This is a genomic window from Streptomyces sp. NBC_00631 (assembly GCF_045206895.1).
Lineage (GTDB): Bacteria > Actinomycetota > Actinomycetes > Streptomycetales > Streptomycetaceae > Streptomyces.
The window spans coordinates 1-24593 of record NZ_CP107734.1; the positions used below are offsets into that span (position 1 = coordinate 1).

Annotated in this window: 19 protein-coding genes and 1 pseudogene; 8 read left to right on the forward strand and 12 right to left on the reverse strand. The window is 68.0% G+C overall.

Features of this window, described 5'->3' with window-relative positions; translation table 11 throughout:
* The 3 genes from OHB00_RS00005 to OHB00_RS00015 all read right to left on the reverse strand — a co-directional run.
* Window positions 1-243: hypothetical protein (locus tag OHB00_RS00005; RefSeq protein WP_406429963.1), on the reverse strand; the 243-nt coding region annotated here is incomplete at its 3' end.
* 31 nt (window positions 244-274) lie between these two features.
* A complete protein-coding gene (locus OHB00_RS00010) occupies window positions 275-508 on the reverse strand; it encodes a hypothetical protein (protein WP_406429965.1) in 234 nt (77 codons plus the stop codon).
* Between the two features lie 487 nt (window positions 509-995).
* A complete protein-coding gene (locus OHB00_RS00015) occupies window positions 996-3359 on the reverse strand; it encodes a S8 family serine peptidase (protein ID WP_406429967.1) in 2364 nt (787 codons plus the stop codon).
* Window positions 3360-3612: 253 nt separating this feature from the next.
* Here OHB00_RS00015 and OHB00_RS00020 point away from each other — a divergent pair, with 253 nt between their 5' ends.
* On the forward strand, window positions 3613-4335 hold the full coding sequence (locus OHB00_RS00020) for a BTAD domain-containing putative transcriptional regulator (RefSeq protein ID WP_406429969.1): 723 nt from the start codon (window positions 3613-3615) through the stop codon (window positions 4333-4335).
* Window positions 4336-4513: 178 nt separating this feature from the next.
* Window positions 4514-4753, forward strand: coding sequence for a hypothetical protein (locus tag OHB00_RS00025; RefSeq protein WP_406429971.1), 240 nt, complete (start codon window positions 4514-4516; stop codon window positions 4751-4753).
* A 2296-nt stretch (window positions 4754-7049) separates the two neighbouring features.
* Here the strand turns inward: OHB00_RS00025 and OHB00_RS00030 are convergent.
* Window positions 7050-7322 carry a hypothetical protein gene (locus OHB00_RS00030; RefSeq protein ID WP_406429973.1) on the reverse strand — a complete coding sequence of 91 codons (273 nt, stop codon included), beginning with the start codon at window positions 7320-7322 and terminating at the stop codon, window positions 7050-7052.
* The gene (locus OHB00_RS00035) at window positions 7322-7558 is read right to left on the reverse strand and encodes a hypothetical protein (RefSeq protein ID WP_406429975.1); all 237 of its coding nucleotides are present in this window, start codon (window positions 7556-7558) and stop codon (window positions 7322-7324) included. Before OHB00_RS00035 ends, OHB00_RS00030 begins: the two co-directional genes overlap by 1 nt.
* A 279-nt stretch (window positions 7559-7837) precedes the next feature.
* Between OHB00_RS00035 and tcmP the strand changes: the two genes are divergently transcribed.
* Complete coding sequence (tcmP, locus tag OHB00_RS00040) at window positions 7838-9016, forward strand: three-Cys-motif partner protein TcmP (protein ID WP_406429977.1); 1179 nt, start codon at window positions 7838-7840, stop codon at window positions 9014-9016.
* A gap of 34 nt (window positions 9017-9050) precedes the next feature.
* Here tcmP and OHB00_RS00045 read toward each other — a convergent pair whose 3' ends face one another.
* The 6 genes and pseudogenes from OHB00_RS00045 to OHB00_RS00070 form a co-directional block, all read right to left on the reverse strand.
* A complete protein-coding gene (locus tag OHB00_RS00045; RefSeq protein WP_406429979.1) occupies window positions 9051-9797 on the reverse strand; it encodes a DUF5131 family protein in 747 nt (248 codons plus the stop codon).
* A 222-nt stretch (window positions 9798-10019) separates the two neighbouring features.
* A pseudogene (locus tag OHB00_RS00050) lies at window positions 10020-10394 on the reverse strand (transcriptional regulator); the annotation flags it as partial.
* 846 nt (window positions 10395-11240) lie between these two features.
* Window positions 11241-11723, reverse strand: a complete 483-nt coding sequence (locus OHB00_RS00055; protein WP_406429981.1) for a hypothetical protein — start codon at window positions 11721-11723, stop codon at window positions 11241-11243.
* 19 nt (window positions 11724-11742) lie between these two features.
* Window positions 11743-12396, reverse strand: a complete 654-nt coding sequence (locus OHB00_RS00060; protein WP_406429983.1) for an RNA polymerase sigma factor — start codon at window positions 12394-12396, stop codon at window positions 11743-11745.
* A gap of 191 nt (window positions 12397-12587) precedes the next feature.
* Complete coding sequence (locus tag OHB00_RS00065) at window positions 12588-13163, reverse strand: transcriptional regulator (RefSeq protein ID WP_406429985.1); 576 nt, start codon at window positions 13161-13163, stop codon at window positions 12588-12590.
* Between the two features lies 1 nt (window position 13164).
* Window positions 13165-14730, reverse strand: a complete 1566-nt coding sequence (locus tag OHB00_RS00070) for a helix-turn-helix domain-containing protein (RefSeq protein WP_406429987.1) — start codon at window positions 14728-14730, stop codon at window positions 13165-13167.
* 571 nt (window positions 14731-15301) lie between these two features.
* Between OHB00_RS00070 and OHB00_RS00075 the strand changes: the two genes are divergently transcribed.
* The gene (locus tag OHB00_RS00075) at window positions 15302-17782 is read left to right on the forward strand and encodes a Helicase associated domain protein (RefSeq protein WP_406429989.1); all 2481 of its coding nucleotides are present in this window, start codon (window positions 15302-15304) and stop codon (window positions 17780-17782) included.
* Between the two features lie 1358 nt (window positions 17783-19140).
* The gene (locus OHB00_RS00080; protein WP_406429991.1) at window positions 19141-19665 is read left to right on the forward strand and encodes a hypothetical protein; all 525 of its coding nucleotides are present in this window, start codon (window positions 19141-19143) and stop codon (window positions 19663-19665) included.
* 177 nt (window positions 19666-19842) lie between these two features.
* Here OHB00_RS00080 and OHB00_RS00085 read toward each other — a convergent pair whose 3' ends face one another.
* Window positions 19843-20037, reverse strand: coding sequence for a hypothetical protein (locus OHB00_RS00085; protein ID WP_406429993.1), 195 nt, complete (start codon window positions 20035-20037; stop codon window positions 19843-19845).
* A 384-nt stretch (window positions 20038-20421) separates the two neighbouring features.
* On the opposite strand from OHB00_RS00085, the gene OHB00_RS00090 reads away from it, so the two are divergent.
* The 3 genes from OHB00_RS00090 to OHB00_RS00100 all read left to right on the forward strand — a co-directional run bounded on the left by OHB00_RS00090 (window position 20422) and on the right by OHB00_RS00100 (window position 24287).
* On the forward strand, window positions 20422-21477 hold the full coding sequence (locus OHB00_RS00090) for a glycosyltransferase family 2 protein (RefSeq protein WP_406445536.1): 1056 nt from the start codon (window positions 20422-20424) through the stop codon (window positions 21475-21477).
* A gap of 93 nt (window positions 21478-21570) precedes the next feature.
* Complete coding sequence (locus OHB00_RS00095) at window positions 21571-21840, forward strand: hypothetical protein (RefSeq protein WP_406429995.1); 270 nt, start codon at window positions 21571-21573, stop codon at window positions 21838-21840.
* A 164-nt stretch (window positions 21841-22004) separates the two neighbouring features.
* Window positions 22005-24287: an NHL repeat-containing protein gene (locus OHB00_RS00100; RefSeq protein WP_406429997.1), complete on the forward strand. Its 2283-nt coding sequence runs from the start codon at window positions 22005-22007 to the stop codon at window positions 24285-24287.
* Window positions 24288-24593 lie beyond the last annotated feature (306 nt).

Genomic DNA, 24593 nt, shown 5'->3' on the forward strand with positions numbered 1-24593 from the left:
TTTGTACTCCTGCAGGATCTCGGCGCGCGTGGCTGGGGCAAGGGTGTCCTTGTCGTGCCAGCCGAGTGTGAAGATGTCCGGCAACGGGTTGGGGTTGGTCCCGAAGTGTTGCGGATCGTCGGCGTCGAGGAGGTTGCCGACGCCGGTTGAGACGAGGCTCTTGATGTCCAGGTACATGAACTGGACACGGCCTTCCAGTGGCGCGTTGAACGGAATGAAGGCATCCCTGACGCTCTGATGCATGATTCCTCTTTAGGACGATTGCGGCTTGGGGTCAGATCCGTCCCATCCATGTGCAGGCGGAGCCGGACCGGCAGTGCCAGCCGCGTGAGTTCAGGTTCAACGCTGCTGGCGGGTCGCCCGGTTCGGGTCCATAGCCTCGATCTGACTTCACCTTGATCACGGTGACGGTGCCGTCGATCACCCTCTTCTTCACCGGGAGGAGGGGGGATTCCTGCGGATCGCGGCGGTCAACCGCCTTCGTCTGGGCTGGCAGGTCGAGTCGCATGGCTAGCTCCTTTGAAGTGAGCCGCTACGGTCGGATTGCGGCCGCTTGCCGGGTGTGGGCCACCCGCCGACCGCTGAGAGATCACATAGTCAGGGCGCTTCCGCGGAAACCTTGCCCGGGGAAGCTCGGGGTGGTTTTGGCGTGCCAGGCGACGGTGCCTGAGACCGAGGTACCTGCCTTGGTGAGGGATTTGGTTTCTCAGCAGGCCTGTGGGTGGGCGTGCCCCAACTGCTCGCTGGACCGGCCGGAGCGGTCGTCGCCGGCCGCGTCATGTGGAGACCCCATACAGGACCTGGTAGCACAGCTGCCGGGCAGGGCCGGTCATGTCGGCGCACCGTGTCTTGGAGGCTTCGACACCAGTACCGTACGAGTCGGCCGTCGGCTCTGAACGCTGGTCTCGGTGGATGGGGCGGGACTGGATGGGCAGCGCATTGGTCGGTTGCGGCCTCTTGTCGGTCATTGTGTGCTCCTAGGGACGGATGGGTGCCTACCGGTCCAGGAACTGGTGGACGGGTGCCAGGGTGACGGGGAGTTCGTCGCTGACGTCGATCGTCATCTGGTAGATGTATTTGGCGCGTTGGTCGTTTTCCGGGTCGAAGAAGCTCACCTCGACGTCCTGGCAGTCCGAGCCGGGACGGCAGTACGGGCTCTTAGAGACGCGGATGGTGTCCAGTGCGCCCAGGCGGGGCTGCTCGAAGGTGCCGTCGGACCGCCTGGCCCGGTGGGTGATTCCTGGGGCCAGCAGGCCTTGCTTGATGGTGGACCCGAAAAGGAAGCCGTTGGTCCCGGCGAAGTTCATAGCGCGGTCGGCCGAGCTCTGACCCAGGTTGCGGAACTGGTAGTAGACCTTGTTGAGGAACGCTTTGACGTGATCGCGTACCTCATTGTCCGGCAGCGCGCTCTCTTCGGAGTTGCTGGCCGCTGTATTGACCGCTTCCAGGATGGACTCGACGAGCCGAGCTTCGTTCCAGGCGTAAACACCGCGGCTTTTGACCTCGACCACCGGAACGACCTGGCCTGAGTAGAGGCGGGTGGTTCGTCCGGTGAGCACGCCAGGGATGGACACGCGCGAGACGTAGTCGTGTTCGTTGTCGTTGAGCATCTGTCCCCGCAGCACATCACGGAATTTCCGGTAGATAACGGAGACTGGTGGGTGTGCGAGGTTCTTCAGCAGATTCCGGAGCTCTCGAGTGACGTTTTCGCCGTCGACGTCAACGTCGATGGGTTCGTTCCAGTCCATGGCCACCGGTGTCTCGGCCTCCAGGGCGTAGACGGGCGTGGCGTCCAGGTTCAACGTCCAGACGACCTTGTCGGACGCCCATGGGTTCTCCGCAAGATAGTCGGCGAGCTGACGCCCGTCGTGGGGGTTCGCCGGCGATTCGATGTCTGTGTCGCCCTGCCGGATGACGGGGTTCTTCATCTGCTGGGTGAAGGTGTCCCTGCGTGCTTCGGTTTGATAGTCAAACCCCAGGGTTCCGATGGCGTAGATCAGCTGCCGCTGCGGTCCGTTGCCGTTGCTTTCGCATTGGCATTCCGAGGCGGAGCTCCCCCCGCAACCGCATGAGGGACTTACCCCTGGGAGTCGGCCTCCTTGGCCATACCAGTTCCCCCCAGCGGATGTCCCGGTCGATTGCGCGATCGGCGCGGTCTGCTCAGGCCTGCTGGCCGCGGCAGTGGCCGGGGTGCCCTCTGTGGTGCCTTCTTCTCCGCATGCGACTTGCACACCGGCGTTCTGTTCGCTGGGGAGCCTGGCGGCCACGGGCTCGGCGGCAGCCGCCCAAGACTGCCCACCGGATGCACCGTCGTGCGCGGTCGCAACGTCACCGGGGGCGCCGGTCTCGCCGAGCGTGGCCGACCCGCCGGCCGCGCCAGCTGCGTCGTCAACCTTCCTTGCCGTGTCGGTCGGCCCGGACAATACGGGGCTCGTGTCAGGCGTGGCTGCGTCGCGGTTCGTCATGGCTGTGTCTCCTGTTGCGCTGATGAGGCCGTATGCGCATGCGGCGTTCAGGCTTCCGCCGAGATAGCGGCGGCAGGCGGGCGCTTCGGCGGGCCGGCACGCGGGGACCGAGGCGGTAGTGAGGATGGCGTCGCCGGCCGCATTCGGATCGACGGGGCGCCCGGTCCGCAGCTGTGCTGCCACGAGCAGCGCGGCCACGCCAGCCACCAGAGGTGTGGCGAAGCTGCTGCCCGTGATAGCTGCCCGTCCGCCGCCGGGCGCGGCGCCCTCAACGGCTTCCCCCGGGGCGACGACGCCGTGCATGGCGTAGTCGGTCCCCCAGTTGCTGATCTGCAGGGGTGTGCCGTCGGATCCGGTTGCCCCAACCGCGAGCACGCTTGGCACTGCAGCGGGCACTTGCAGGCAGTCGCATCCGTCGTTGCCGGCGGCCGCGACGACGAGGACCCCTTGCTCGGCACATAGTCGCAGGGCTCGTCCCAGCAGTTCGTCCGGCTGCCCGTCTGGAACGCGCTCACCGCCGCTGACGTTGATGATGTGGGCGCCCTCCTGGACGGCGCGCTCGATGGCCCGGGCCAGATCCAGTTGGGGGACCCGGGCCTCGTCCCCGTCCCGGAACACCGGCAACAGCAGTCCCCGGCAGCGTGGGGCGATGCCGGTCACGCCCGTTCCAGGCTGTCCGAAGATCAGACTGGTGACGAGGGTGCCGTGCAGAGACATCGGCCCGGCTCCGGGAGCCTGGGTCACCAGTGTGTCGATTCTCGTCAGGTCGGCGCCCTCGAAGCAGGGGTGGGACAGCTCCACTGGCCCGTCGAGAATGGCAACGCACACTTCGGTGCTGCCAAGGAGCTCCTCCTGAGGGGCTTCCAGACCTCGAAGTACGGACCGGGCTTCCATCCCAACTCCCACTCGCTTGCCTTGTTCTGTCCGTGAGCATCCGCCAGCCCTGTGCGGCGTGCGTTGTCCGGACGGTGCAAGAGGCGTTCCGCGATCGTTGCCCGCGCATCATTCATGTGTTCTTGACGCAGGCCGGACAACGATCGCGGAACGCCTCAGAGGGCTTGAGGACACGGCCGCGGACCTGCGGCTGACGGGAAAGAGGTGGCTACACCCGGATGCGTGTGGCACATGCCAGTTGCACAGTGAGGATGTGTTGCTGAACGAAACTTCGAACGAAGTATCCCTCGAACTGCTGGGCGACTTTGAGCTCGTCTGCTCTGGTCACAGGGTGCGTCTGCCTGTCGGAGCTCAGCGTTTGCTGGCATTCCTGGGGCTGCAGAGCGACGGCATCCATCGAGGTGCCGCGGCACAGCAGATGTGGCCCGACTACCCCTGCCACCGGGCCGCCGCCAATCTGCGCTCAGCTCTATGCCAGGGAAGACGCACCGGCTGTGTCCCCCTCGTTGACTGCCTTGGGCAACGATTGCGGCTTTCGCCCCTAGTCCGCGTCGATCTGCACACGGTCGGCGCAGACGCACGGAAGATCGTCGATGGCCTGGGCCCGCCCCGCGACGCCGAAGCGCTCATCGACGACCTCACGCGGGAACTACTGCCCGACTGGAACGACGAGTGGCTGGATCTGGACCGTGAACGCTGGAACCAGCTGCGCCTCTACGCCCTCGAAGGCTTGGCCCAGCGATTGCTGGCGGCAGAGCAATACCTTCCTGCCCTCCAGGCTGCGCTTGCGGCCATCGCCATCGACCCCCTCCGGGAGACCGCCCACCGGATCGTGATCGAGATCCATCTGGCGGAGGGCAACGTAGCGAGCGCCGTACGGCGCTATCAGCACTACTCCGACTTCCTCTTGCGGGAACTCCGTGTGAGCCCCTCGCCGCAGATGACCAGCCTCCTGCAAGGCTTGCTGTCCGCCTAACACCTGGCCGGCATGCTGCGGTGACGCGGCCGTGACGCTCCTCGAACGCTGCAGGGAACATCTCCACTACGGGCCCGGCGGAGGCTGGTGGCCGCATCGGAGTCCCCATCGTTCACGGGGATGCAGGTGCCTCCCGCACAATCCTCCATTGGCGGGCTCCTGAATGATCAGAAAGGAGATGAACGTGGTGGACACTCGTTTCAACCAGGAAACGGAACGCAGGCCGGCCGGCCTGTCCATGCCCGTGCAGGCGCCACCCGTCTACCGCTCCGCAGCCGGCACCGCAGGCGCTGCCCCTGCCGGTGGCGTCCAAGCCGACGGCCTCGGGTCGTTTTTCGGCGGCCTCGTGGACGACCTGTCGCACGCAATCCCTGGATCTGGCGCCGTCGGTGACGTTCTGGGCTGGCTCGGCCTCTGAGGAACGTGGTGCCGGCGGCCCGGCGGCTGCCGGCACCAACGGCGGCGGAAGAGATCCTCGCGGTAAGCCGTAGCCAAACGGCATGCTCAGGCCGGTGGTCTCACCCCGCAAGGCGAGGCATCGAGGGAGCGGGTGCGCATGCTGTGGCCGCCGATGGCTTGCGCGGGGCGTGAAGAACACGGTGATCGCGAGAGAACTGCGCCTCAGCGGTCGGTGACGGGGCGACGCCGGTCCTGGCGGCCCGGCTCCCCGAGCTGAGCACCACAAGAGACCACACGCCCATTTTTCATCGGGCACGACGGCAAAACGAAAGGAGTATGATCATGATGTATCAGACTACGCGTGCCGAGGCAAGGCGCCGACCAGCCGCCGCACTCAATATGCCGCAGCAGGCGCCGCCCATCGACCGCACCGAAGCCGCCGCTGTAGGTGCCCCAAATGCGGCCCCTGGCGTCGAAGCAAACATGATCGCGCCGCCGTTCCTCGACTGGCCATGGACAGGGACAAACAGCCCATGGACGGGGACAGGGCCAGGGACAGGGCCAGGCTTCCACATCCCCCCCATCATCGCCTGACCACTTGTGAGCCGATGCGCTCGCAGCCGGTCCTCTTCGAGCTGTGAACGCCTGCCCTTTCGGGTTCTGAGGATGTGGTGTCGGCAGCCGTCGGCTGCCGACACCGACTCTCACGGTTGCGACCGTGAGAAGTCATGGAACCTGAAGAACGAACCCATACCGGCCTCATGGCGGCCACCGCATTCATCTCACGCTGGTGACGGTGACCCCCAGAGTGTGAGATAGCCCCGCGGCAGGCCGTGGCGACGAGGTACGCGCAAATCACGGTGCTCTTGCCCCGCGGGACCAAGCCAACATCACGGTGCTCTCGCCCCGCGGGACCAAGCCAACAAGGAGCGGTTGCACGGATGGGCCGCCAATGCTTGCCCAGGGCCGAGGAACGTGGTGCTCGCGAGAGGAATGCGCTTCAGCAGCGGGCGACGCAGTGCGCCGGTCCTGGCGGCCCGGCCTGAGCACCACAGATAGCCACTCGCCCGTGCGGTTTACGTCCCGGCCGAGCCAGCCGCTCGCCGCCCCCTCAATGTGGGACAGCCCTTAGTGGCTTCAGCAGCAGGTCCAGGCATCGGCGTGCCGGGCAGGTGATGTTTCTGCGTGACGGCAGCCGTTCATGCTGAAGATGGTAATGATCTAGCGTGCCGACACCAAATGCCCCTGAACCCCCAACTCATAAAAAGCACTGGTCGCAGCTTTCCCAATGGGTGACTGGCCACATCAAGAAGCTGCTGGGAGTCATCATTGTGGCGATCGTTGGGGTGGTAGCTCAGCAAGTCGCTGTGACGTGTTCCGCCACAAAGCCTCAACGGTCAACACAAGTTCATTACATCCGCCTTTTTGATGAGGAGGGAGGACTAGTTCCTCCCTTCAAAGTAACTGAGAGCATTAGTGGGGCCACATGTACTTCAGACTCCCACGGAAGCGGCGATCTCAACGCTTGGCGCTGTGGTACCCCAGATAACTACATCCGGGATCCCTGCTGGTCCACGCCGTGGAGTGCAGCAGGAGACCGTGACATGGCGTGCATTGATTCACCTTGGGACTACGGGGCACTCCTCTTGCTGGCACCCAAAGTATACGTAACGTCAGATTGGTCCACTTCGCCTTACCGGAAAAAGACCCCGTGGGCTCTGCAACTTCGAGACCCCACTAAACACAACCGATCACTTCACTGTGTATGGGTGCAGGGAAACGCAGTTCAAGAGATCTACGGTATGCGCATAAACTATTTCTGCTGGCCCATCGGGCATGAGTGGCAGACTTCGCACCTGGTTGCTAACGCATGGGGTGAACTTGACATGTCGCATTCTCTTTACAGAGTGGCCTTCACCGAAGTCGGAAGTAGTGAAGTTCGCCAAGCGGATGTCACGGACACGTGGCCTTGAGAGAAGCAGCCGAAGAAAACACCAGCTGCCAGCTGCCTATATCCGGCAAGCTGCTGGGCGGGTCGACAGGCGGCATGAACCGCATCCGGCAGGGGAAAGACGTCGCCGACCACCTTGTGCCCCCGGCGGCGGTCGGCCAGTACGAGACGGGAGCCGCCCGCCCGCGCCCCGACCTGGTACCGCACCTGGCGAAGGTCCTCGACGTGCCGGTGGGGTTCTTCATCGCCGTATGCCGGACACTATTCGCTCCGGGACCGCGTGGGAGAGTGCCGGTGTGGTTTCCGGTATAGGGGGCCAGTCGTCGGAGATGACTTCGGTGGCGCCGCCGAGCAGCAGCGTGGATCAGACCTCTATGTAGGCGACGACGACCACGGTGCGCAGGGCGGTGACGAAGTACAGGATTCGGACGGCTTCGACATCGTCGGTGTACTGGCGCAGCTGGGGGCCGGTGGTGTCGCCGGGGAGCGGCTGGCCGGCGTCGGGGTCGACGGAGATGACGACTAGGGCGCGGTCCAGGGCGTGGATGTCCGCCTCGCTGGTGATGTTCTCCAGCTGCTTGGCGGCGGCGTCGGAGAAGGCGATCCGGGCGCGGCGGGGTCCGTGTCCTTGAGGCATCAGGCGACGGCCGGCCGCTGCGCGGCGAGCCGGGCAAGGTGCGCCTCGCGCAGCTCTTCCCACGGGGTGCAGTCCTCGACCGCGGGCAGGCCGTTCTCGGCGATGTCCTCCAGGACGGCGGCGAACTGGTCCGCGCGTTCGCGGGTCTGAGCCGCGTACGCGCGGACGGCGTCGGCGGCCGCGGGCTCCAGCCGCTGCCGGACGACTCCGTCGGCGGGAGCCGGCTGGTCGGTCATCAGAGCCTCCAGGCACGGTACGGGCGTGTGCTCTCACGGTACCGCTGCGCAGGTGGAGCGGGGATGGGCTGTTGCCATCTGCGCCGGCTTCGGGCACTGAGGTAGGCGCTCACTCGAACGGGCTACGTCGGGAACCGGGGGCAGGGGCTGCGTGATCTTTTCCGGCGTAGCCGCTGCTGCTGGGGGGCGGGTGGCGTGATGAACCTCTTGTCGGGTTCGGGTGGGTGGCTGACCATGCATTAAAAACGGTTAGTTGAGCCGTGGTGGAGTGGGGGCTCTATGTCCAGCGGAACGGGTGGGGATTACTGGAAAGACAAGGCTCTGCCGAGCGTGTTCAAGCACGAGTTACTGAAGCGCTATTTGCCTCAGTTCGGCGGCATGACGGGGTCTCAGTCGCAGGACAAGCGTGTGGTCTATCTGGACGGGTACGCGGGTGAGGGCCGCTACGAGAACGGCGAGCCTGCCTCGGCGGAGATCGCCCTGCGGGTGGCCTCCTACTTCCGTGCCCGGCACGGAATCACCATGGAGTGCTTCTTTACGGAGGCCCAGCAGAAGTCGTTCGAGCGGTTGAACCAGGTTGTCGAGCACTACCAGGCCAGCAAGGTGGTGGCCCATGCCAGCCGCGGCGAGGTTGACACAGTTCTCGACAGCGTGGTTCAGCGGGCTGCGCGCGCGCCGCTGTTCCTCTTCCTGGACCCGTGCGGGCTGGTTCTGCCTCAGCGCCGGCTCGTGGATGTGCTGGCACGGCAGCGGCCGCAGAAGAAGCCGCCGACCGAGCTGCTGATGAACTTCAGCATGATGGCTGTGTGGCGCCTGGGTGGTCACGTCCGCTCCCCCAACGGCAACGAGAGGTCGTTGCAGCGCTTTGACGACGTGTGTGGCGGCCCCTGGTGGCGTGAGTACTTCGCCGAAGCCGCTGCCCCCACCGCGAAAGAGGGTGCTGCTGAGGACGCCATCGAGGCTGTGGCGGCCGAGTACTCCCGTCTGCTTGCCCAGCGCACCGGCATGTTCGTGCAGTCGGTACCGGTCTCCCACGATGCGCACAAACGCGCTGTCTATCGGCTGGTCTTCGCCACGCGCAGTCAGTACGGCCTGTGGGTGTTCGGCGATTCGGTCGCCCGGGCGCGGGACGAATGGTGGAAGACGCTGGATGCGCGCGAGGAGAGCGAGGGGAAGCTGGCGCTGTGGCCCATGCGCCCGGACCCGAAGGAGATCGCGCTGGGGGCGATTCCCAAGATCGCGGACAACCTGGAGAAGGTTCTGCTGCGCAGCCGGCAACCGGTGAAGCTTGTGGACCACACGTTGGAGATCTTCGGGGACTTCTACGGGCAGGTGACCGAGCCGGCGGCGCGCCAAGCTGTACAGCGCCTGCACAAGCAGGGCAAGACGCCGAGCGACGGTGCGGGTGTGAAGAGGACCCGGGAGATCACGGTCCATCCCAGGAGTGCCGCCGCATGACGGGCCGGTCCGGGCATCGCTGTGCCCGGACCGCTCACACGGCAACTGGCAGCGGCATCTGGTCCCAGGTACGGCCGTCGAGCTCGCGGCCGCCGGCCTTCGGTGTGCGGCCGCCCCACTGCTTGAAGAAGAACGCCACCTGCGCACGCTGGCAGGTGTCACGGATCTGGGTCACCCATGCTTCGTCCAGCGGCCGATGCCCCGGCCCGGATTCGCCTCCCGCGATGACCCAGTCGATGCCGGTCAGTTCCAGGCCATCCAAGGGACCCAGCAGCGGCTCACACGACAGGAATTTCACCTTCGCCGGCACCTGCCGCAGGTCGTCCACGCGCGGCAGTTCCTTCGCGCTCTCCACCGAGACGCCCATCCACAGGTTCTCCGGCCACTCCAGCCGGTCGGCAACCTGCCGCAGGCGCCGCGCCCGTTTGGTCAGGACCTGGTAGGTGTGCTGCGGGGTATCCGCGATCACGTCGAAGACGCGGCGCACATAGTCGAGCGGCACCCGGGCGTGAAACAGGTCGCTCATCGAGTTCACGAACACGGTGCGCGGGCTCTTCCACCCGTACGGCACCGCCAGCGCGTCTGGATGCACCGTCAGCCCGAAACCGAGCCCGGACGTCCGCGGGTCGCCGTCAGCCTGGTACTTCGGCGAGCCCATCGCTTTCAGCCGTTTCGCAAGCGTCAACGCGTAGCAGTTGTCGCAGCCTTCGGAAACGCGGTCACATCCTGTGGTCGGGTTCCACGTCGCCTCGGTCCACTCGATCGAACTGCGATCACCCACGGCCGGCCCTCCATCCCCTCGAACCGGACCTGTCCGCCCGAACCGCTGCGGCTTGTCGTGCCCAACGAGACGGCTCACGACCGGTACCGGCATCCAACCATCCGGCTTCCGTGCGGCTCCCATCACCCCATCGATAGAACAGAAGTTCCCATCCTGTGGGGTGATGGGCCCGCTGTAAAGGCGCCGTCATGCGGCGAACCCGATCTTGGTGACGTACTCGTACTAGCCCCACTGGGAACCGAGGTCGACGACCTGGTCGATCCACGCGTCGTCCAGCTCCTGCTCGGCCAGCGACCCACGCGGCGACGATCCGGTCCCACCGTCGCACGTTCAGGGTCCGGAACTCCACGGGACGCTGGCGCGGGCGGTCCACCTGTGACTGGTTGAGCGGGTGGAACTCCACGCGGGTGCCTCGCCCCTCGCGGTTGAGGCGGGCGAGCAGGTAGCGGGCGACGTTCTCGCGCCGGACCGTGCGGTAGGCCTGCTCGATCGCTGTGAGGCTTGCGCGCGACGGGTGCCGGCGAGCCAGGCCTGGACGGTCCGGTCCGGTCCGGTCCGGTCAGTGACGGTGAGGCCGGCCGCGCGGGCGGCGGCGCGGACTGGACGTTCCCCGAGTGGGCGGTGGCCATGCACGGCACGGTCAAACCCCACTACCAGCCCGAGGGTGTCTACGCGGGCACCCTGCTCGGCCGCCTGGAGGCCCTTCACAACAACCGGAGGATCTGGTGTGTGGGTGCTGGTAGTGCGGCTCGGCGGACAGAACCAGTTCTCGGTGGCGATGTTGCAGCACACCTAACCAGTGGTCGCCCGTGTGGGAGTTGAGGATGTGATGGGGGTCGGAATCTGTGGCTGGCCGGCGGGCGGTGCCTCGGCCGGGGTCGGTACCGGGGGCACGCTTGTCTGAAAGACGCTCGGGTCTTTCTCCCAGACAAGATAGAGCGCCGTAAGGATGCCGAGCCCTACTAGAATGGCTGCTCCCAGTCGCGGATTTCGGTAGGCGATATATACGCCCGCGCCCGCGAGTGCGAGAGCGACGATAAGAAGCAGGGTCATCGAAGCTGCCTCTTTTCTCGCGGTGAAGCATTTGCCGGATGGTTCATGAGGCTCCTCCTCGGTCTCATTATGAGGACGGAGCCACGGGTTAAAATATTTCAATCGAGTCAAGAATTATGAAGGGCTCGGACACCACCCCTCGTGGTGTCCGAGCCCTCTGCGTTACGTCGATCCCTAAACGTGATTGCTGGCTAGTTCGGGCCTTCCCCCTAGAAGGCCACGCCCCCTGTAGCCGGGATCAGGGATCGACGTACCCCCGAACAATCGGTTCACTACCTGATTGGAGTAACTAGGTCTCCTTAGGCAGCGTTGATTGATCACTATCATCTTTCCACTATCGAGACTTGTGGCTTTAGCGGCGCCACAAGTCGGACTGGCGCGCTGAGATTTTCAGCGTATTGAGCTCTGAAGCTGGTGGATGCTCTGCAGAACGCTGGGTCGTTCAGCAGATGGATCGAGGGCAAGTTCATCGACAATCTCGACGGCCACTTCGTCGCCAGCGTCTGCCGCGTGGAGCCACCACGCGAATGCTGCTATTTCGTCGTCGACCTGCTCAACGATCTCCGCGATCCTCCTTAGGACACCTCCCTTCCCCTTCTCCTGCTCTTCTTCCGATGCAGCTGTGGGGAGAAGGCCCCGCAGCTCTTCCAGGAGGTCCTCCGGTTTCGGGGGAACGAGCCATGCCTCCTGGTTGTCTTCCTCGGCCCCGGCTGGCTGCGGGCAGCTAACTGCCCTTGCTACACCGCAGGCTGCCGTGCCCCGAGCAATCCCTATCTTTGAGAAGAGTTCATCAAGGAATTGCTCGGGGTCGGGTCGGTCGCCTGAGGAAGATCGGGAGTTGAGCGCCAAGGTGAGCTTTTCTGCGATGTTCACTATGGCTTCCTCCCTTCTCTTAGTTCCTCTTGTAGGCTTCCTCAAGAGCCTTGAGGGCCCTTTTCTCGTAGCGGCGTGCAGTTGCCTCCGAGATACGGAGGACTGCTGCTACCTCTGCGATCTTGAGTTCCTGCGCGTAGCGCAGGTGGATAACCAGACGCCAAGTCGGATTCAAGGTTCGCAGGACATCGAGCATCCTGTTAAAGCTGTCATCGTCCTCGACGCGTGAGTATTCGTCGATCCCGACGATTACTTTCCTGGCATCTTCTTCTTCTCGTTCTTGCCGGGACTTTCCGCTTCGGATCGTGTCGATCGCCGCATTAGCGATGGATCTGTACGCATAGCCCCGGTTGTTCAAAATGCGAATCCTGAATTCCGGAGCGGGCCAATTTTTCCAGAACTTAAGGAATATGTCCTGGACCGCATCCTGCGCATCCCAGAGGTTGCCAGTGATCCGGTGAGCGACCCTGATGAAACTTGCCGTGTGTTCTTCGCAGTATTTAACGAAGTCGGCACAGGCTTCCGGGGATATCGCCTCTGTGGCGCGAGTGGCTATCTCTCGTCCAGAGTTCAGGCCCGGCGTGGCTTCCGGGTCTGGGGACTCGCTGGTGAACGGAGACGTTGAGGGCTCTCCGTCCTCCTGCGGGTCGTCGAAGTGGTCGCCGATCTTCATCGACGGCCCCCTTCTCGGTACGACCGGCTCGGCCCCCGTGTCCCAGAGAAGGCACCGAGTCCGATGGGCCGGGGCGGAAAACCCTGGCTTGTAAGGGATGACGGAGCAGCAGCACGGTTTCCGTCACCTTGGCCCAAGATCTTTTCCAAGTCGGCGACTTCGCTGGTCGGGCACCGGTGCGCAGCACGCTGTCATGCGGCGAATCCGATGTTGGTGACGAACTCGTACTGGCCCCACTGGGAGCCGAGGTCGACCACCGCATCGTCAACCCACGCGGTGTCCAGCGCTTCGTCATCGTCGGCGGCCCATGCAGCGACGATCCGGTCCCAGTGCCGCACGTTCAGCGTCCGGAACTCCACAGGCCGCTGGTGCGGGCGGGAGACCTGTGACTGGTTGAGCGGGTGGAACTCCACACGGGTGCCGCGCCCCTCCCGGTTGAGGCGGGCGAGCAGGTAGCGGGCGACGTTCTCCCGCCGGACGGCGCGGTAGGCCTGCTCGATCGCGGCGAGGTTCGCGCGGGACGGGGAGCGGGTGCCGGCGAGCCAGGCCCGGATCGTGCGGGGCGTTGCGGTGAGGCCGGCCTGGCGGGCGGCGGCGCGGGCGTGGTCGGTGCGGGTGAGGTAGTGCAGGCGGGCGAGCAGGCCGCGCCGGGCGGTGATCGGGGTCGCGACGTAGCCGGCGAGCGCGTCGAGCTGGCGGGCGACGGCTTCATGGCCCTTGATGCCGCGCGCACCGAACTTGCCGAAGTCGAGGTTGCGCTCGGGCATGTCAGGCCTCTTCCGGGGTCGGGATGCCGGCGTCGCCGACGGTGTAGACGTCCTTGACCTTGACCTCGGTCACGCCGCGCCCTTCGGGGAAGACAGCTTGCCAGTCGCCGGCCACGTGGAGTTCGTCGGTGCCCATGGCGCGGACGACCATGAGGCCTTCGTCGTAGGCGCGGTGGGCCTTCCACCACAGGTTCGCGAACGCCTGGCTGCGGATGAGGTGCATCCAGTCGGTGCGGTAGAGCTCGCGGTTGTAGTTCGACTCGCCCATGGTGGAGACGAACTTGGAGTACATGGCCTTGACGTACTCCAGCGTCACGTCGTCGCCGTCGGCGATCGCCTGGTCCCGGGCGTCTTTCAGGGTGATCCGGAACTTCTCCAGCAGCCCCTCGGTGGCCCCGGACGTCCACGACTCGTGGATCACGGGAGGGTCGCACAGGCCGTACTTCGGTCCCGAGACCCGCAGCAGCAGGCGCAGGGTCGGCTCGGTCACCCACAGCGGGCCCGGTTCGTCCCGGCTGCCGATCGGGTTGGGCAGGTAGGCGTCGTGGTCCCAGTCGGGCGGGGTGATCAGGTGGACACCGGCCCGGCGCCGGTCGTGCTGGTCGCCCTCGGAGTGCTCCAGCTGCCCGAGCGGCAGGTACGTCTTGAGCGCGGACAGGTAAGCGCCGTTGATGTCCAGCGCGGTCACCTCGTGGACGCCGGCCGGGAGTTCGGGCCGGGTCCATTTAGGGCGGGCCTCCCAGACCTGGTCGGCGCCGCGCGCACTCTGCTTGCGCAACACGTCCGGCAGCCACGGGTGCGCGACGACATCGTACCGGCCGCCCTTGCGCGCCTGGTCCAGGAGCGCCATCGCGTCCGGGATCGCCCGCTTCACCAGCGCCGCCGTCGCGCCCGTGACGTCCCCGCCGTACTCGCCGAGCGCGGCCTCAACCGCCGAGGAGATCCGCCCGGCCAGCGGGTCGGGGGCGTCGGCGGGCCGTACCCGGCGGCCGGCCGCAACGACCCTCACCCCGCGCGAGCCAGGCCGTGCCGACGCGGCGCAGCCCCGATCACGTGCGCCGGCAGCCGGAGCGGCCGTCGGCGCGGGTGCGGGTTCCGGCTGCGGGGCCGAAGCCGTGGTGGTGCACTCGGCGGGGTCCAGGTGCTGCGGGAACCCGGCGACCTGGTGGCGGGCCAGCTGCCCACACAGCACACAGGGCTGGGGCGCGGCGAGCAGGTCACCGTCGTCGCCGAGGTCCTGGTCGCCGTCGTCGGTGGTGGTCCCGGTGGTCGCGGCCGGGCTGGAGGCGGCAGTGGCCGTGCGGGTGTCGAGCTTGGCCTGTGCCTGCTCCAGGAAGTACGCGTACCGCTCGCGGGCCTCGCCGCTCGGGTCACGGCCGGCTTCCCAGCCGCTGAGCGTCGACGCGCTCACGCCGACCGCGCGGGCCACCTGAGCCCGCGACAGGCCGACGTCTTCGCGCAGTTGGCGCCGGAGTTCCGGGCGCAGCAGCGGGACTTCCTCCCGGACTCCGGCGAGCAGAGCGTCGATCGCGGCGCGGCCGGCGGTGTTGTTCGTGTCCCGGTCCATCGGGACTTCCTTCCTTGATCGCCCGTGTGGCGCTGTGGGGGCCGCTTTGCGTCCTGTACGGCAACAGGCGGAGGGGAAAGTCCGGCGGCTCTTCCGAAAGCATCGCCATAATAACTCGCTGTGAGGCATTATGGTGTCTGTAAGACGTCTTTCCCCAGTTCCCCGAAGGGCGCGTGCTGATGACCACGGACCCTCCCCCCGCCCTCTCTGCGCCCGCGTCAGAGGAGTTGTGGACCGTCTCCGTGGTGGCCGACTACCTGGGGTTCACGGGGGAATCGGCGACTGGTTCGGCCCGCAGGCAGCTGTCGCGGTGGGGCATCGCCGCTGTGGCACGGGAGCCCGGCCGGAGCGGTCAGTCGTTGTATCTGGCGGCGCAGGTCCGTGCGGCGCACGAGGCGCGCCCCGGGCGCGGTCGGCATGGAGCGCGCAGGACCGAGGGCGGGCGCTTCACGACATCCACGGGCACCCAGCACGGCGCCGCACCCTGCACATAGCAGGGCGGCCGTCCACGTCCCAGCGCACGGCCGCCCACCCAGTCACCAGAGCTCACCAGACCAGGAGGACGCCCATCGTGGCCGTCACGCTTCGCCCGCATCAAGTCGAGGCAGTCGGTGCGGTGCTGCGCCATCTCTCGGAGCAGCCCGGTGCAGGGATCCCGCCCGAGGGTCTGCGTACCCAGGTCATCGCCGCAACCGGGTCCGGCAAGACGCTGATCGGTGTGGCAGCCGCCGACCGCCTGTCCGCACGGCGGGTGCTGGTCCTGGTCCCGACGCTGGACCTGCTGTTGCAGATGGCGGCCGCGTGGCGGGCGGGCGGCCGTCACGGCGCAATGATCGGCGTCTGCTCGCTGCGGGGCGCGGACAGTCAGGGTCTGCCGTGCACGACGGACCCGGACGAACTGATCGCGTGGACGGCCGGCCCCGAGACCGTGACGGTGTTCGCGACGTACGCGTCGGTGGGCATGGGCACGCTCCAGCGGGCTCACGCCGCCGGGTTGAGGGTGTGGGACCTGATGGTCGTGGACGAAGCCCATCGCGTAAGTGGTGACGGTCTCAAGCCGTGGGCGGCCGTGCACGACCAGACCCAAGTCCCCGCCGTACGGCGGCTGTACATGACGGCGACGGCGCGGATCTGGGAGGCGGAGGGGGAGCGGCCGCGGCTGGTCGCGTCCATGGACGACGACTCCGAGGTGTTCGGACCGGTCGCCTACAAGCTAAAGCTCAGTGAGGCGATCCGGATGGGCCTGGTGGCGCCGTACCAGGTGCTGTGCCTGGACATCCGCGACCCCGACCTCTACGCCGCCCTCACCACCGAGGCGACCGGCTCCGACGCGGTCCGCGGGGCCCGGCTCGCGGCAGTGCAGACGGGCCTCATGCGGGCGGCCGTCGAGGAGCGGTTCAGGCGGGTACTGTCCTTCCACAGCAGGGTCGGCGAGGCGGAAGCCATGGCGGCCGCCGTCCCCGCGACGGCGGCCCGGCTCGCCGAGGACAACCCCGAGACGTTCCCGCCCGCCGGGCAGGTGTGGTCGGCATGGCTGTACGGCGAGCACGCACCCGCGCACCGCCACTTGGTCTTGGAGGAGTTCGCTTCCGACTACCTCGCAGGCCCCGGCCCGGACGGCACGGACGTACGGGCCGAGCTTCGGGTGCTGTCGTCGGTGCGGGTGCTGGGTGAGGGCGTCGACACCGATTGCGACGCAATCCTGTTCGCCGACGCCCGCGGCTCAATGGTCGACATCGTGCAGATGGTCGGGCGCGCCCTGCGCATGCGGCCCGGCGTCGGGAAGCTGGCCACGCTGATCGTCCCGGTCTTCCTCGGCGCGGACGAGGACCCGAACGAGCTGCTGACTTCCAGCGCCTACGGCAGCCTAGCCAAGATCCTCGGAGCGCTGAGAGCCCACGACACGGACACCATCGAAGCGCTCGCCGACCCCCGCGTGCGCAACGCCCGCCCAGTAGCGGACACGGACGACGACCGCGAGGATCAGGAGGACGGCGTCCTGGAGGAGGTCGCGCGGGTGGGTGCGGCGGCGGCCGGGGTGCTCAGGTTCAGCGAGGAACGCGATCCCGCTGCCCTCGCGCAGTTTGTCAGGCTGCGGGTGATCGACCCCGAAGCCGCGTACTGGCGGCGCGCGATCGAGGTGGCCACCCGGTGGCTGCGCGAGACCGGCAGCACCGAGCTGCGCGTGCCCTACACGTGGGTGTCGCCCGAGGAGTGGGGCGCGGCCGGAAATCATCCGCTGGGGGTGTGGATCGCGGATCAACGAAAGTACTACGCGGCCGGGACCCTGGAAGCCGCACGGGTGACCGAGCTCGAGGCGCTCGGGATGCTGTGGTCGGTGCAGGCGTCCGCGTGGGAGGCCGGACTCACCGTCGCCCGCGCCTACACCGACGCCCACGGCCACCTTCTCCCGCCCACCGGAGCCGTGTTCGGCGGGGACAGCTTCCCCATCGGGGTGTGGCTGAAGAACCAGCGTGCAGCGGCCAGGAAGACGGCGGAGAACGCCGAACGGCGCGCGGCCGGGGAAACCGTCCCCTACGCCGGAGAACTGTCAGAGGCCCGTGTGGAGACTCTCGCTGACCTCGACCCCGGGTGGTGCCCGACGGCATGGGACATCGGCTGGCAGCGCTCCTACCGGCTCACCCTCGCCCACCGGAAGGCAGGCGGCACGCTCCCGGCCGGACCCGGTGAACTCATCGTCCAGGGCGAAGACCTGGGCGCCTGGATCGCAGGGCAGCGGACTGTGTGGGACAAGCTCATGCCCGCACAGCAGTGGCTCCTGGAGTCGGTCGGGATCGAGCCTCCGGCGGAAGGTGAGCCGGTGCCGGGGGCGTCGCGGACGCAGGACGCACGGTGGGCCGCAAACCTCGCCGCCGCCCGCAAGTTCCACGCCCGCGAAGGCCACCTGTCCGTGCCCCGCAAGCACATGGAAGCCGTCAACGGCGTCGAGCACAAGCTCGGGGCGTTCCTCGACAACACCCGCCGCCGCGCCGCCAAACTCAGCGAACAGCGCCGCGCCGAACTCGACCAACTCGGCATGCGCTGGACCTAGAGCGCACTCAGACGGCTCACCCCGTAAAGATCCAGGGCGGGCCGTCGACGTGCGGGTGGTTGTGAAGGGCGGTCGCCTACGCGGCGAAAGGCTCCATGAGGCATCAGCCGAACGATCGTCCTCATAGGCAATAGGTGAGGCCCGGGGACACTGTCCCCTCCACAACCACACCCTCCACAACACAGGCAGACGGCCGGCCATTCCCCGGAGGCAGACAAAGCGGGAGGCGTACGCCGCGGTGCGCGGAGCGGACGCCTAGAGTGCCTGCTTCGACCCGGCTCCGTACGGGACACCTCTGCAGAGCGGACTTCAAATCGCCGCCGCCTGCCACCCACGCCTTCGGGACACCTCCGCAGGCGCGGAGCGGACAGCCCGAGCCAGCGGCGCAGCTCGTGCGTCTCCAGGACACCTCCGCGGGCGCGGAGCGGACGCGAGGCCGGCGCACGCTATCTCGCCGGCGTCCGGGACACCTCCGCGGGCGCGGAGCGGACGGATCCGTGGTGATCCAGGTGGAGGCCCTGTTCGGGACACCTCCGCGGGCGCAGAGCGGACTTCGCCATGGACTTGTCCCACGCGTCCACGTTCGGGACACCTCCGCGGGCGCGGAGCGGACCGGCGCTCGTGCTGCAGGGCGCGGCGCTGCATCGTGACACCTCCGCACGAGCGGAGGTGTCCCGCTGATCGGGGAGCGGAACCGGCTGCGCAAGGAGTCGGCTCCGCGCGAGCGGAGGTGTCCCGACCTGATCCGCAGCACGCTCGCCGCGTGGACGGTCGGCTCCGCGCGAGCGGAGGTGTCCCGTTCTGGGTCCAGGGGGCGGGCTCGGTGAACGCGTCGGCTCCGCGCGAGCGGAGGTGTCCCGTTGCCGATAGCCGTGCGCACGGTCTGTCGCGAGTCGGCTCCGCGCGAGCGGAGGTGTCCCGTAACCCGTCGACCAATTCGAGAAACGGACAACGTCGGCTCCGCGCGAGCGGAGGTGTCCCGCCCGTCAGAGCCCGGGTTGTCCACAGTCGGGTGTCGGCTCCGCGCGAGCGGAGGTGCCCCGGTCGAGGTCAGCGTCTCGTTGTTCTGGCTCAGGTCAGCTCCGCGCGAGCGGAGGTGTTCCGACCACGCCGGCCGTCAGATGGTGGACCGCTGGGTCGGCTCCGCGCGAGCGGAGGTGTCCCGCAGGCCGCCATCACCGCCCACCATCTGATGGCCATGGGCTCCGCGCGAGCGGAGGTGCCCCGTAGCCGCCCTGGCCGTCGGTGCGGTTCGGGTTGTCGGCTCCGCGCGAGCGGAGGTGTCCGCCGGCTCTTCTGTGGACAGAGGATGGCGGTCGACGGGGGATCATGGGGCAACGGTCACGGGAGGAGCGCGGGTGCGGCTGACGATCGACACCGAGACGGACACCTACGAGCAGGCGATAGCCGCCGTCCAGGCCGCGTTCGGGCTGCGCCCGGGCGTCCCTGCCGCCTGGCCGGACGCGCCGGACGCAGAGCCGCGCCCCGGCCCGCAGGACCTCGCCGACAACGACCTCGTCGACGGCTGGACGGACCAGCTGCTGTTCCACATGATCGCCTCTCTGGTGCCCGGGGCCCGGGCGGTCCTGCGCCGGATCACCGAGCTGGGCGGCACCGCCTCCTACGAGGACGTGCAGCACCACTTCGCCGATCGCCCGACGAACCCGATCCCGCCGTCGAAGATCGGCGGCACCCTGACCAGCGTTAAGGCGGCGCAGCGCCGCGTCGGCCCGGATGGCGCCGGCCCGCTCCTCCAGCGGGACGAACGAGCACGGCACTACCGCATCGACGACGTCCTCGTGGCCGGCCTCCAGCGGGCCTTCGCCCTGGCCGACACCCGCCCAGACCTGCTGCGCGGTGAACCGTCCGGGCCGACGACCTGACCGGTCGCGTCCACCGGGTCGCCGGCAGGCTCCGGTACCACGGGCGGACCGGGGGGTTCGGGCCAGCGGCACGGCACCGGATCCGGCCGGCGTGTGCTGGCCGTGGCGATGGATCCGGTGCCGCTGAGGAAATGGTTCGGGGCGGGCGGCGGTGTACCACCCGCAGGTGACCTTCGGTCAGCCGCGGCGCAGCAGGGTGATCTTCTGGCGGGCGGTGGAGATGGCCTGGGCGAGGTCGGCGCGGGCGGCTTCCTGTTTCATGGCCTGGGCGAGCTGGGCCTGGTGGTCCTGAAAGGACACCTTGAGGGCGGCGGTGGGGGCGGGCAGGGCCGTGTCCAGGTAGTCGTCGACGCGTTCGACGACCTTGGCCAAAGTGACCCAGGTGGCGGGGCGCGTACCTGCCTGGGTAGTGCGCCGGAGCGTAAAACGTGCCGGTTCTGTGCTCCAGCAGGCCCAGCCCCGGTCGGGTGACGGGTCCTGCGAGCCGCGCTCCTGGTGGAAGGCCTGCATATGCCGGGTGAACTTTTGCCCGGCGGTTCGCTGGACACCACCCCTTGAAGGCGGCCCATGGCCGCTGTGGCTGCGGCCTCCTGCCGCGCGCTGCCCGGGCAGCGCAGGAGCAAGGGGGCTGGCACGTCCATGCAGGCCGCGTCCCCTGTAGTCCCTTTGTGCGTTCGGTGACGCGTGCGCGCAGTCAGGAGCACGGTTATGCGAAGACGCAACGATCCTGCCCGCGTGCGGCCATCTCCCAGCGGTATGGCGGCGGTGCGGATTGTCGCGCTGATCCCCGCGCACAACGAGGCCGGCCGGGTCGGTGCGGCCATCGCCGCTCTGCGGGCGCAGAGCCGGGCGCCCGACCGGATCGTGGTGGTCGCCGACAACTGCACCGATCTGACCGCGGACCTTGCACGGCGGGCCGGGGCACAGGTGGTGGAGTCCGTGGGCAACCGCCATAAGAAGGCCGGGGCCCTCAACCAGGCCCTGGACCGGCTCTTCGACGGCCTGGCCGATCACGATCTCGTCCTGGTCCAGGACGCGGACACCACGCTCGCCTCGTCGTTCATCGCCAGTGCCCTCGAGGCGATAGCCCAGGATGTGGGAGCGGTCGGCGGGATCTTCTACGGCGAGCGGGGCGGCGGGCTGCTCGGTGTTCTGCAGCGGATCGAGTTCCAGCGCTATGCCCGGGAGATCGCCCGGCGTGGTTACCGGGCCGATGTGCTCACCGGAACCGCGACCTTGTTCCGGGTGTCGACCCTGCGAAAGATCAGGCAGGCGCGCCTGGACGGTGTCATCGGCGGCGGCGTCTCGTACTACTCGCTGGCCTCGCTGACCGAGGACGACGAGATCACCAAGGCGGTGCGCACGATCGGGTATCGCACCGTGTCGCCTGCGGGCTGCCGGGTGGTGACCGAGGTGATGACCACGGTGCCGAAGCTGTGGCATCAGCGGATGCGCTGGCAGCGCGGGGCGCTGGAGAACCTGCGGGACTACGGCTGGACGCGGGTCACCGCCCCGTACATGGTGCGCCAGGCCCTGATGGGGCTGTCGGTGCTGGCCCTGGCGCTGTATCTGTTCTTCACCGGCTGGATGCTGGCCCGCGGCCGTCCCGAGTTCTCCCCGTTCTGGGTCGCGGTCGGCCTGGTCTTCGTCGCGGAGAAGGTCGTCACCGCCCGCGGCGCGGGCTACCGGGCCCAAATGCTGGCGGGCACGCTCGCCATCGAGCTGGTCTACGACCTGTTCCAGCACGCCGTGTACGTCCGTTCCCTGTGGGACATGGTCCGCCGGCGTGAGGAGCGCTGGTGCGCGACCTGACGAAACCTGCGCTGCCCGCAGCGCCGTCCTCGATAGCCGCCCCGCCGACCGTGGTGGATGAGGTTGACGGACGGGAGATGAGGCGGGAGATCCGTGTACGCAGGCGTGCCCTTGGCCGGTGCGCTGGGAGCCGGCGGAGCGTCCGCGCTCGCCTCCCGGCGGCGTTCCGGCTTCGACACTTTCGCCACCGTGGTGGCGGCCACCACCCTGCTCATGGCCGGAGTGTCCGTGTGCAAGCTGCTCCCACGCCGCCGGGCCGGGACGGCCCTGCCCGGCATGCCGGTCCCCTTCGCGTCCGAGCGGCTGGCCTTCCGGCCGCCCGGAAAGCAACACACGCCCGGCGCCCGGCTGGAGATCACGTAACCCCCACTTCCCCGGCCGCCGCTGCGGGCGCCGCATGCACCGGCGTCCCCTTCCCACTCCGCGTCGCACACAGCCGAACGCGGTCATAAAGGCCCGGGACGCACCTAACCGTGCCGAAACAGCGGCCCGGGACGCGCCCCGCACCCCCCCCAGGAGGAACAACGATGACCACCACGTCCGCTCCGGCGGCTTTCCCCGACGGAACGATCATCACCGCAGCCGGAAACGGCGAAGCAGGATTCGTCGTGGACGGCGGCCCGGCCGTCGGCACCAAGCTCTACAACCCCTACGGCACAGCCGTGGACGGGGCCGGCAACCTCTACATCGCCGACGCCAGCAACCACCGGGTCCGGAAGGTGACACCTGGCGGGATCATCACCACGGTGGCGGGCAACGGCCAGGCCGGGTTCGTCTCCGACGGCGGCCCGGCCGTCGCCACCAGTCTCAACAACCCCTACGCGGTCGCGGTGGACGGGGCCGGCAACCTCTACATCGCCGACCACAGCAACCACCGGGTCCGCAAGGTGACACCCGGCGGGATCATCACCACCGTCGCCGGCAACGGCCAGGCCGGGTTCGTCTCCGACGGCGGCCCCGCCGTCGCCACCAAACTCCACTACCCGCTCGGAGTGGCGGTGGACCGGTCGGGAATCCTCTACATCGCCGACCAGAACAACCACCGGGTCCGCAAGGTGACACCCGACGGGATCATCACCACCGTCGCCGGCAACGGCCAGAACGGGTTCGTCTCCGACGGCGGCCCCGCCGTCGCCACCAAGCTCTACCACCCCTGGGGGGTGGCGGTAGACGGCGACGGGAACCTCTACATCGGCGACCGCTACAACCACCGGGTCCGCAAGGTGACACCCAACGGCGTCATCACCACCGTCGCCGGCAACGGAACCGCCGGGTACGTCGCCGACGGCGGCCCCGCCGTCGCTACATCGTTGCACTACCCCGCCAGCGTGGCAGTGGACGCGGCAGGCAACCTCTACATCAGCGACGGCCACAACCACCGCGTCCGCAAGGTGACACCTGGCGGGACCATCACCACCGTCGCCGGAACCGGCGTCGCCGGGTACATCGCCGACGGCGGACCGGCGGTGGGCCAGCAGCTCTACTACCCCTACGGCGTGGCCGTGGCCCCCTCCGGCGACCTGTACATCGCCGACGGCTCCAACCAGCGCGTGCGCAAGGTGTTCGCAGCAGCCACGATCACCCCGCCACCCCCGCCCATCGCCGACCTGTACGGCGAGCTCGTCCTGCCCGTCATGGTCCCCCGCCGCCAGGAGTTCGACCTCGGCGCCCGCATCCACAACCGCGGCCCCGCCATCGCCAGCGGAGAACACATCACCGTCGTCCTCACCCTGGCCGACGGCCTGGAAAGCGCCCGGGAGAACAACGGACGGCGCCTGACCCGCACTTTCCCCGGCACCGACCTGGCCCCAGGCAAAGGCACCCTGGACGGCGTGTTCCGCGTCCGCGCCCTCGACACCGCCAAACCGGGTACATACGAGTCCACCCTGGAGATCCAGTACGGCGGCGACCTCAACCTCAAGGACAACAGCTTCACCCTGCCCGTCACCGTCGTCGTCCCCGAACCAGTCGCCGACGAACGGGCCCTGACCATTTACCAGGAGAACATCCCCGAAACCGCTCCCGGCCAGGGTGCCCGCTTGCTGCTGCGCTACGTCTCACCCGTCGGCCAGCCCGTCAACCCCGGCATCATCACCCAGCGCTTCACCGCACCCACCGGCTTCGTCTTCACCGGCCGGCCCACCTACACCTACCCCGACACCGTCCAGGGCGCCATCACCGGCGAACTCGACCACGAGCTCTACGACTTGGGCCGCACCCTGGTCATCCGCGACAACCCGCACCTCAACACCACCGACACCGACGCCGGCACCCTCATCTACAGCCTCGGCCTGCGCGCCCAGCCCGACGCCGCCCCCGGGCTCACCAGCGACGGCTCGGCCAGCATCGGCCGCCGCTCCCCCGTCCAGATCCTGGCCAAGGTCACCGGCACCGCGGCCGAACCCACCCTCCGCATCGTCCAGAGCAAACTCGACCAGGCACGGGTCCGGCCCGGCCAGCAATGGGCCTACCCCGCCGTGTTCACCCTCACCAACACCGGACGTACCCGCCTCGGGTCTGCGGACATCGTCTTCACCGCTCCCGAGGGCCTGTGGTTCACCGAGAACCGGGTGATGACCTGGCGTGAAGGAGCCACAGCCGAGACCGAACTGACCGGGCAGCGCTCCAACGGCAACCGCACCCTGACCCTGCCCGGCGCAGCCCTCGACCTGGACGGCGGCAAGTGGACCGTCTTCTACCCCGAGATGGAGGTCGAATCCGACGCGCCGACCGGCGCGGTACGCGTCGGCATCCGGATCGGCACCCCGCCCATCGCCACCGGAAACGCCACCGTCACTATCGAGGCATAACCCCCAACCCCCACAACGGGCCGCAGACGGCACCGGCTCGGCAACGACAGCACGCCACCACTGACCAGCCGGTCCAAGCCGCCTGCACCGATCACGTGATGGCCTCCCGAGGCGCCCCGCCTCGGGAGGCCACCGTGAGCGCCTGTTCCTGAGTGCCTGCTTCTGATCCCCGGATTTGAGTAGCTTTGGGCCCTAGGCTGGCGGGGTGTCCGAGGACGCCGGGCAGGCCCGAGAGCGTGTGTGCGAAGGCTGCGGTGAACGGCTGAGGCCGGAAGCACGGCCGGATGCGGTGTACTGCTCCGCGGC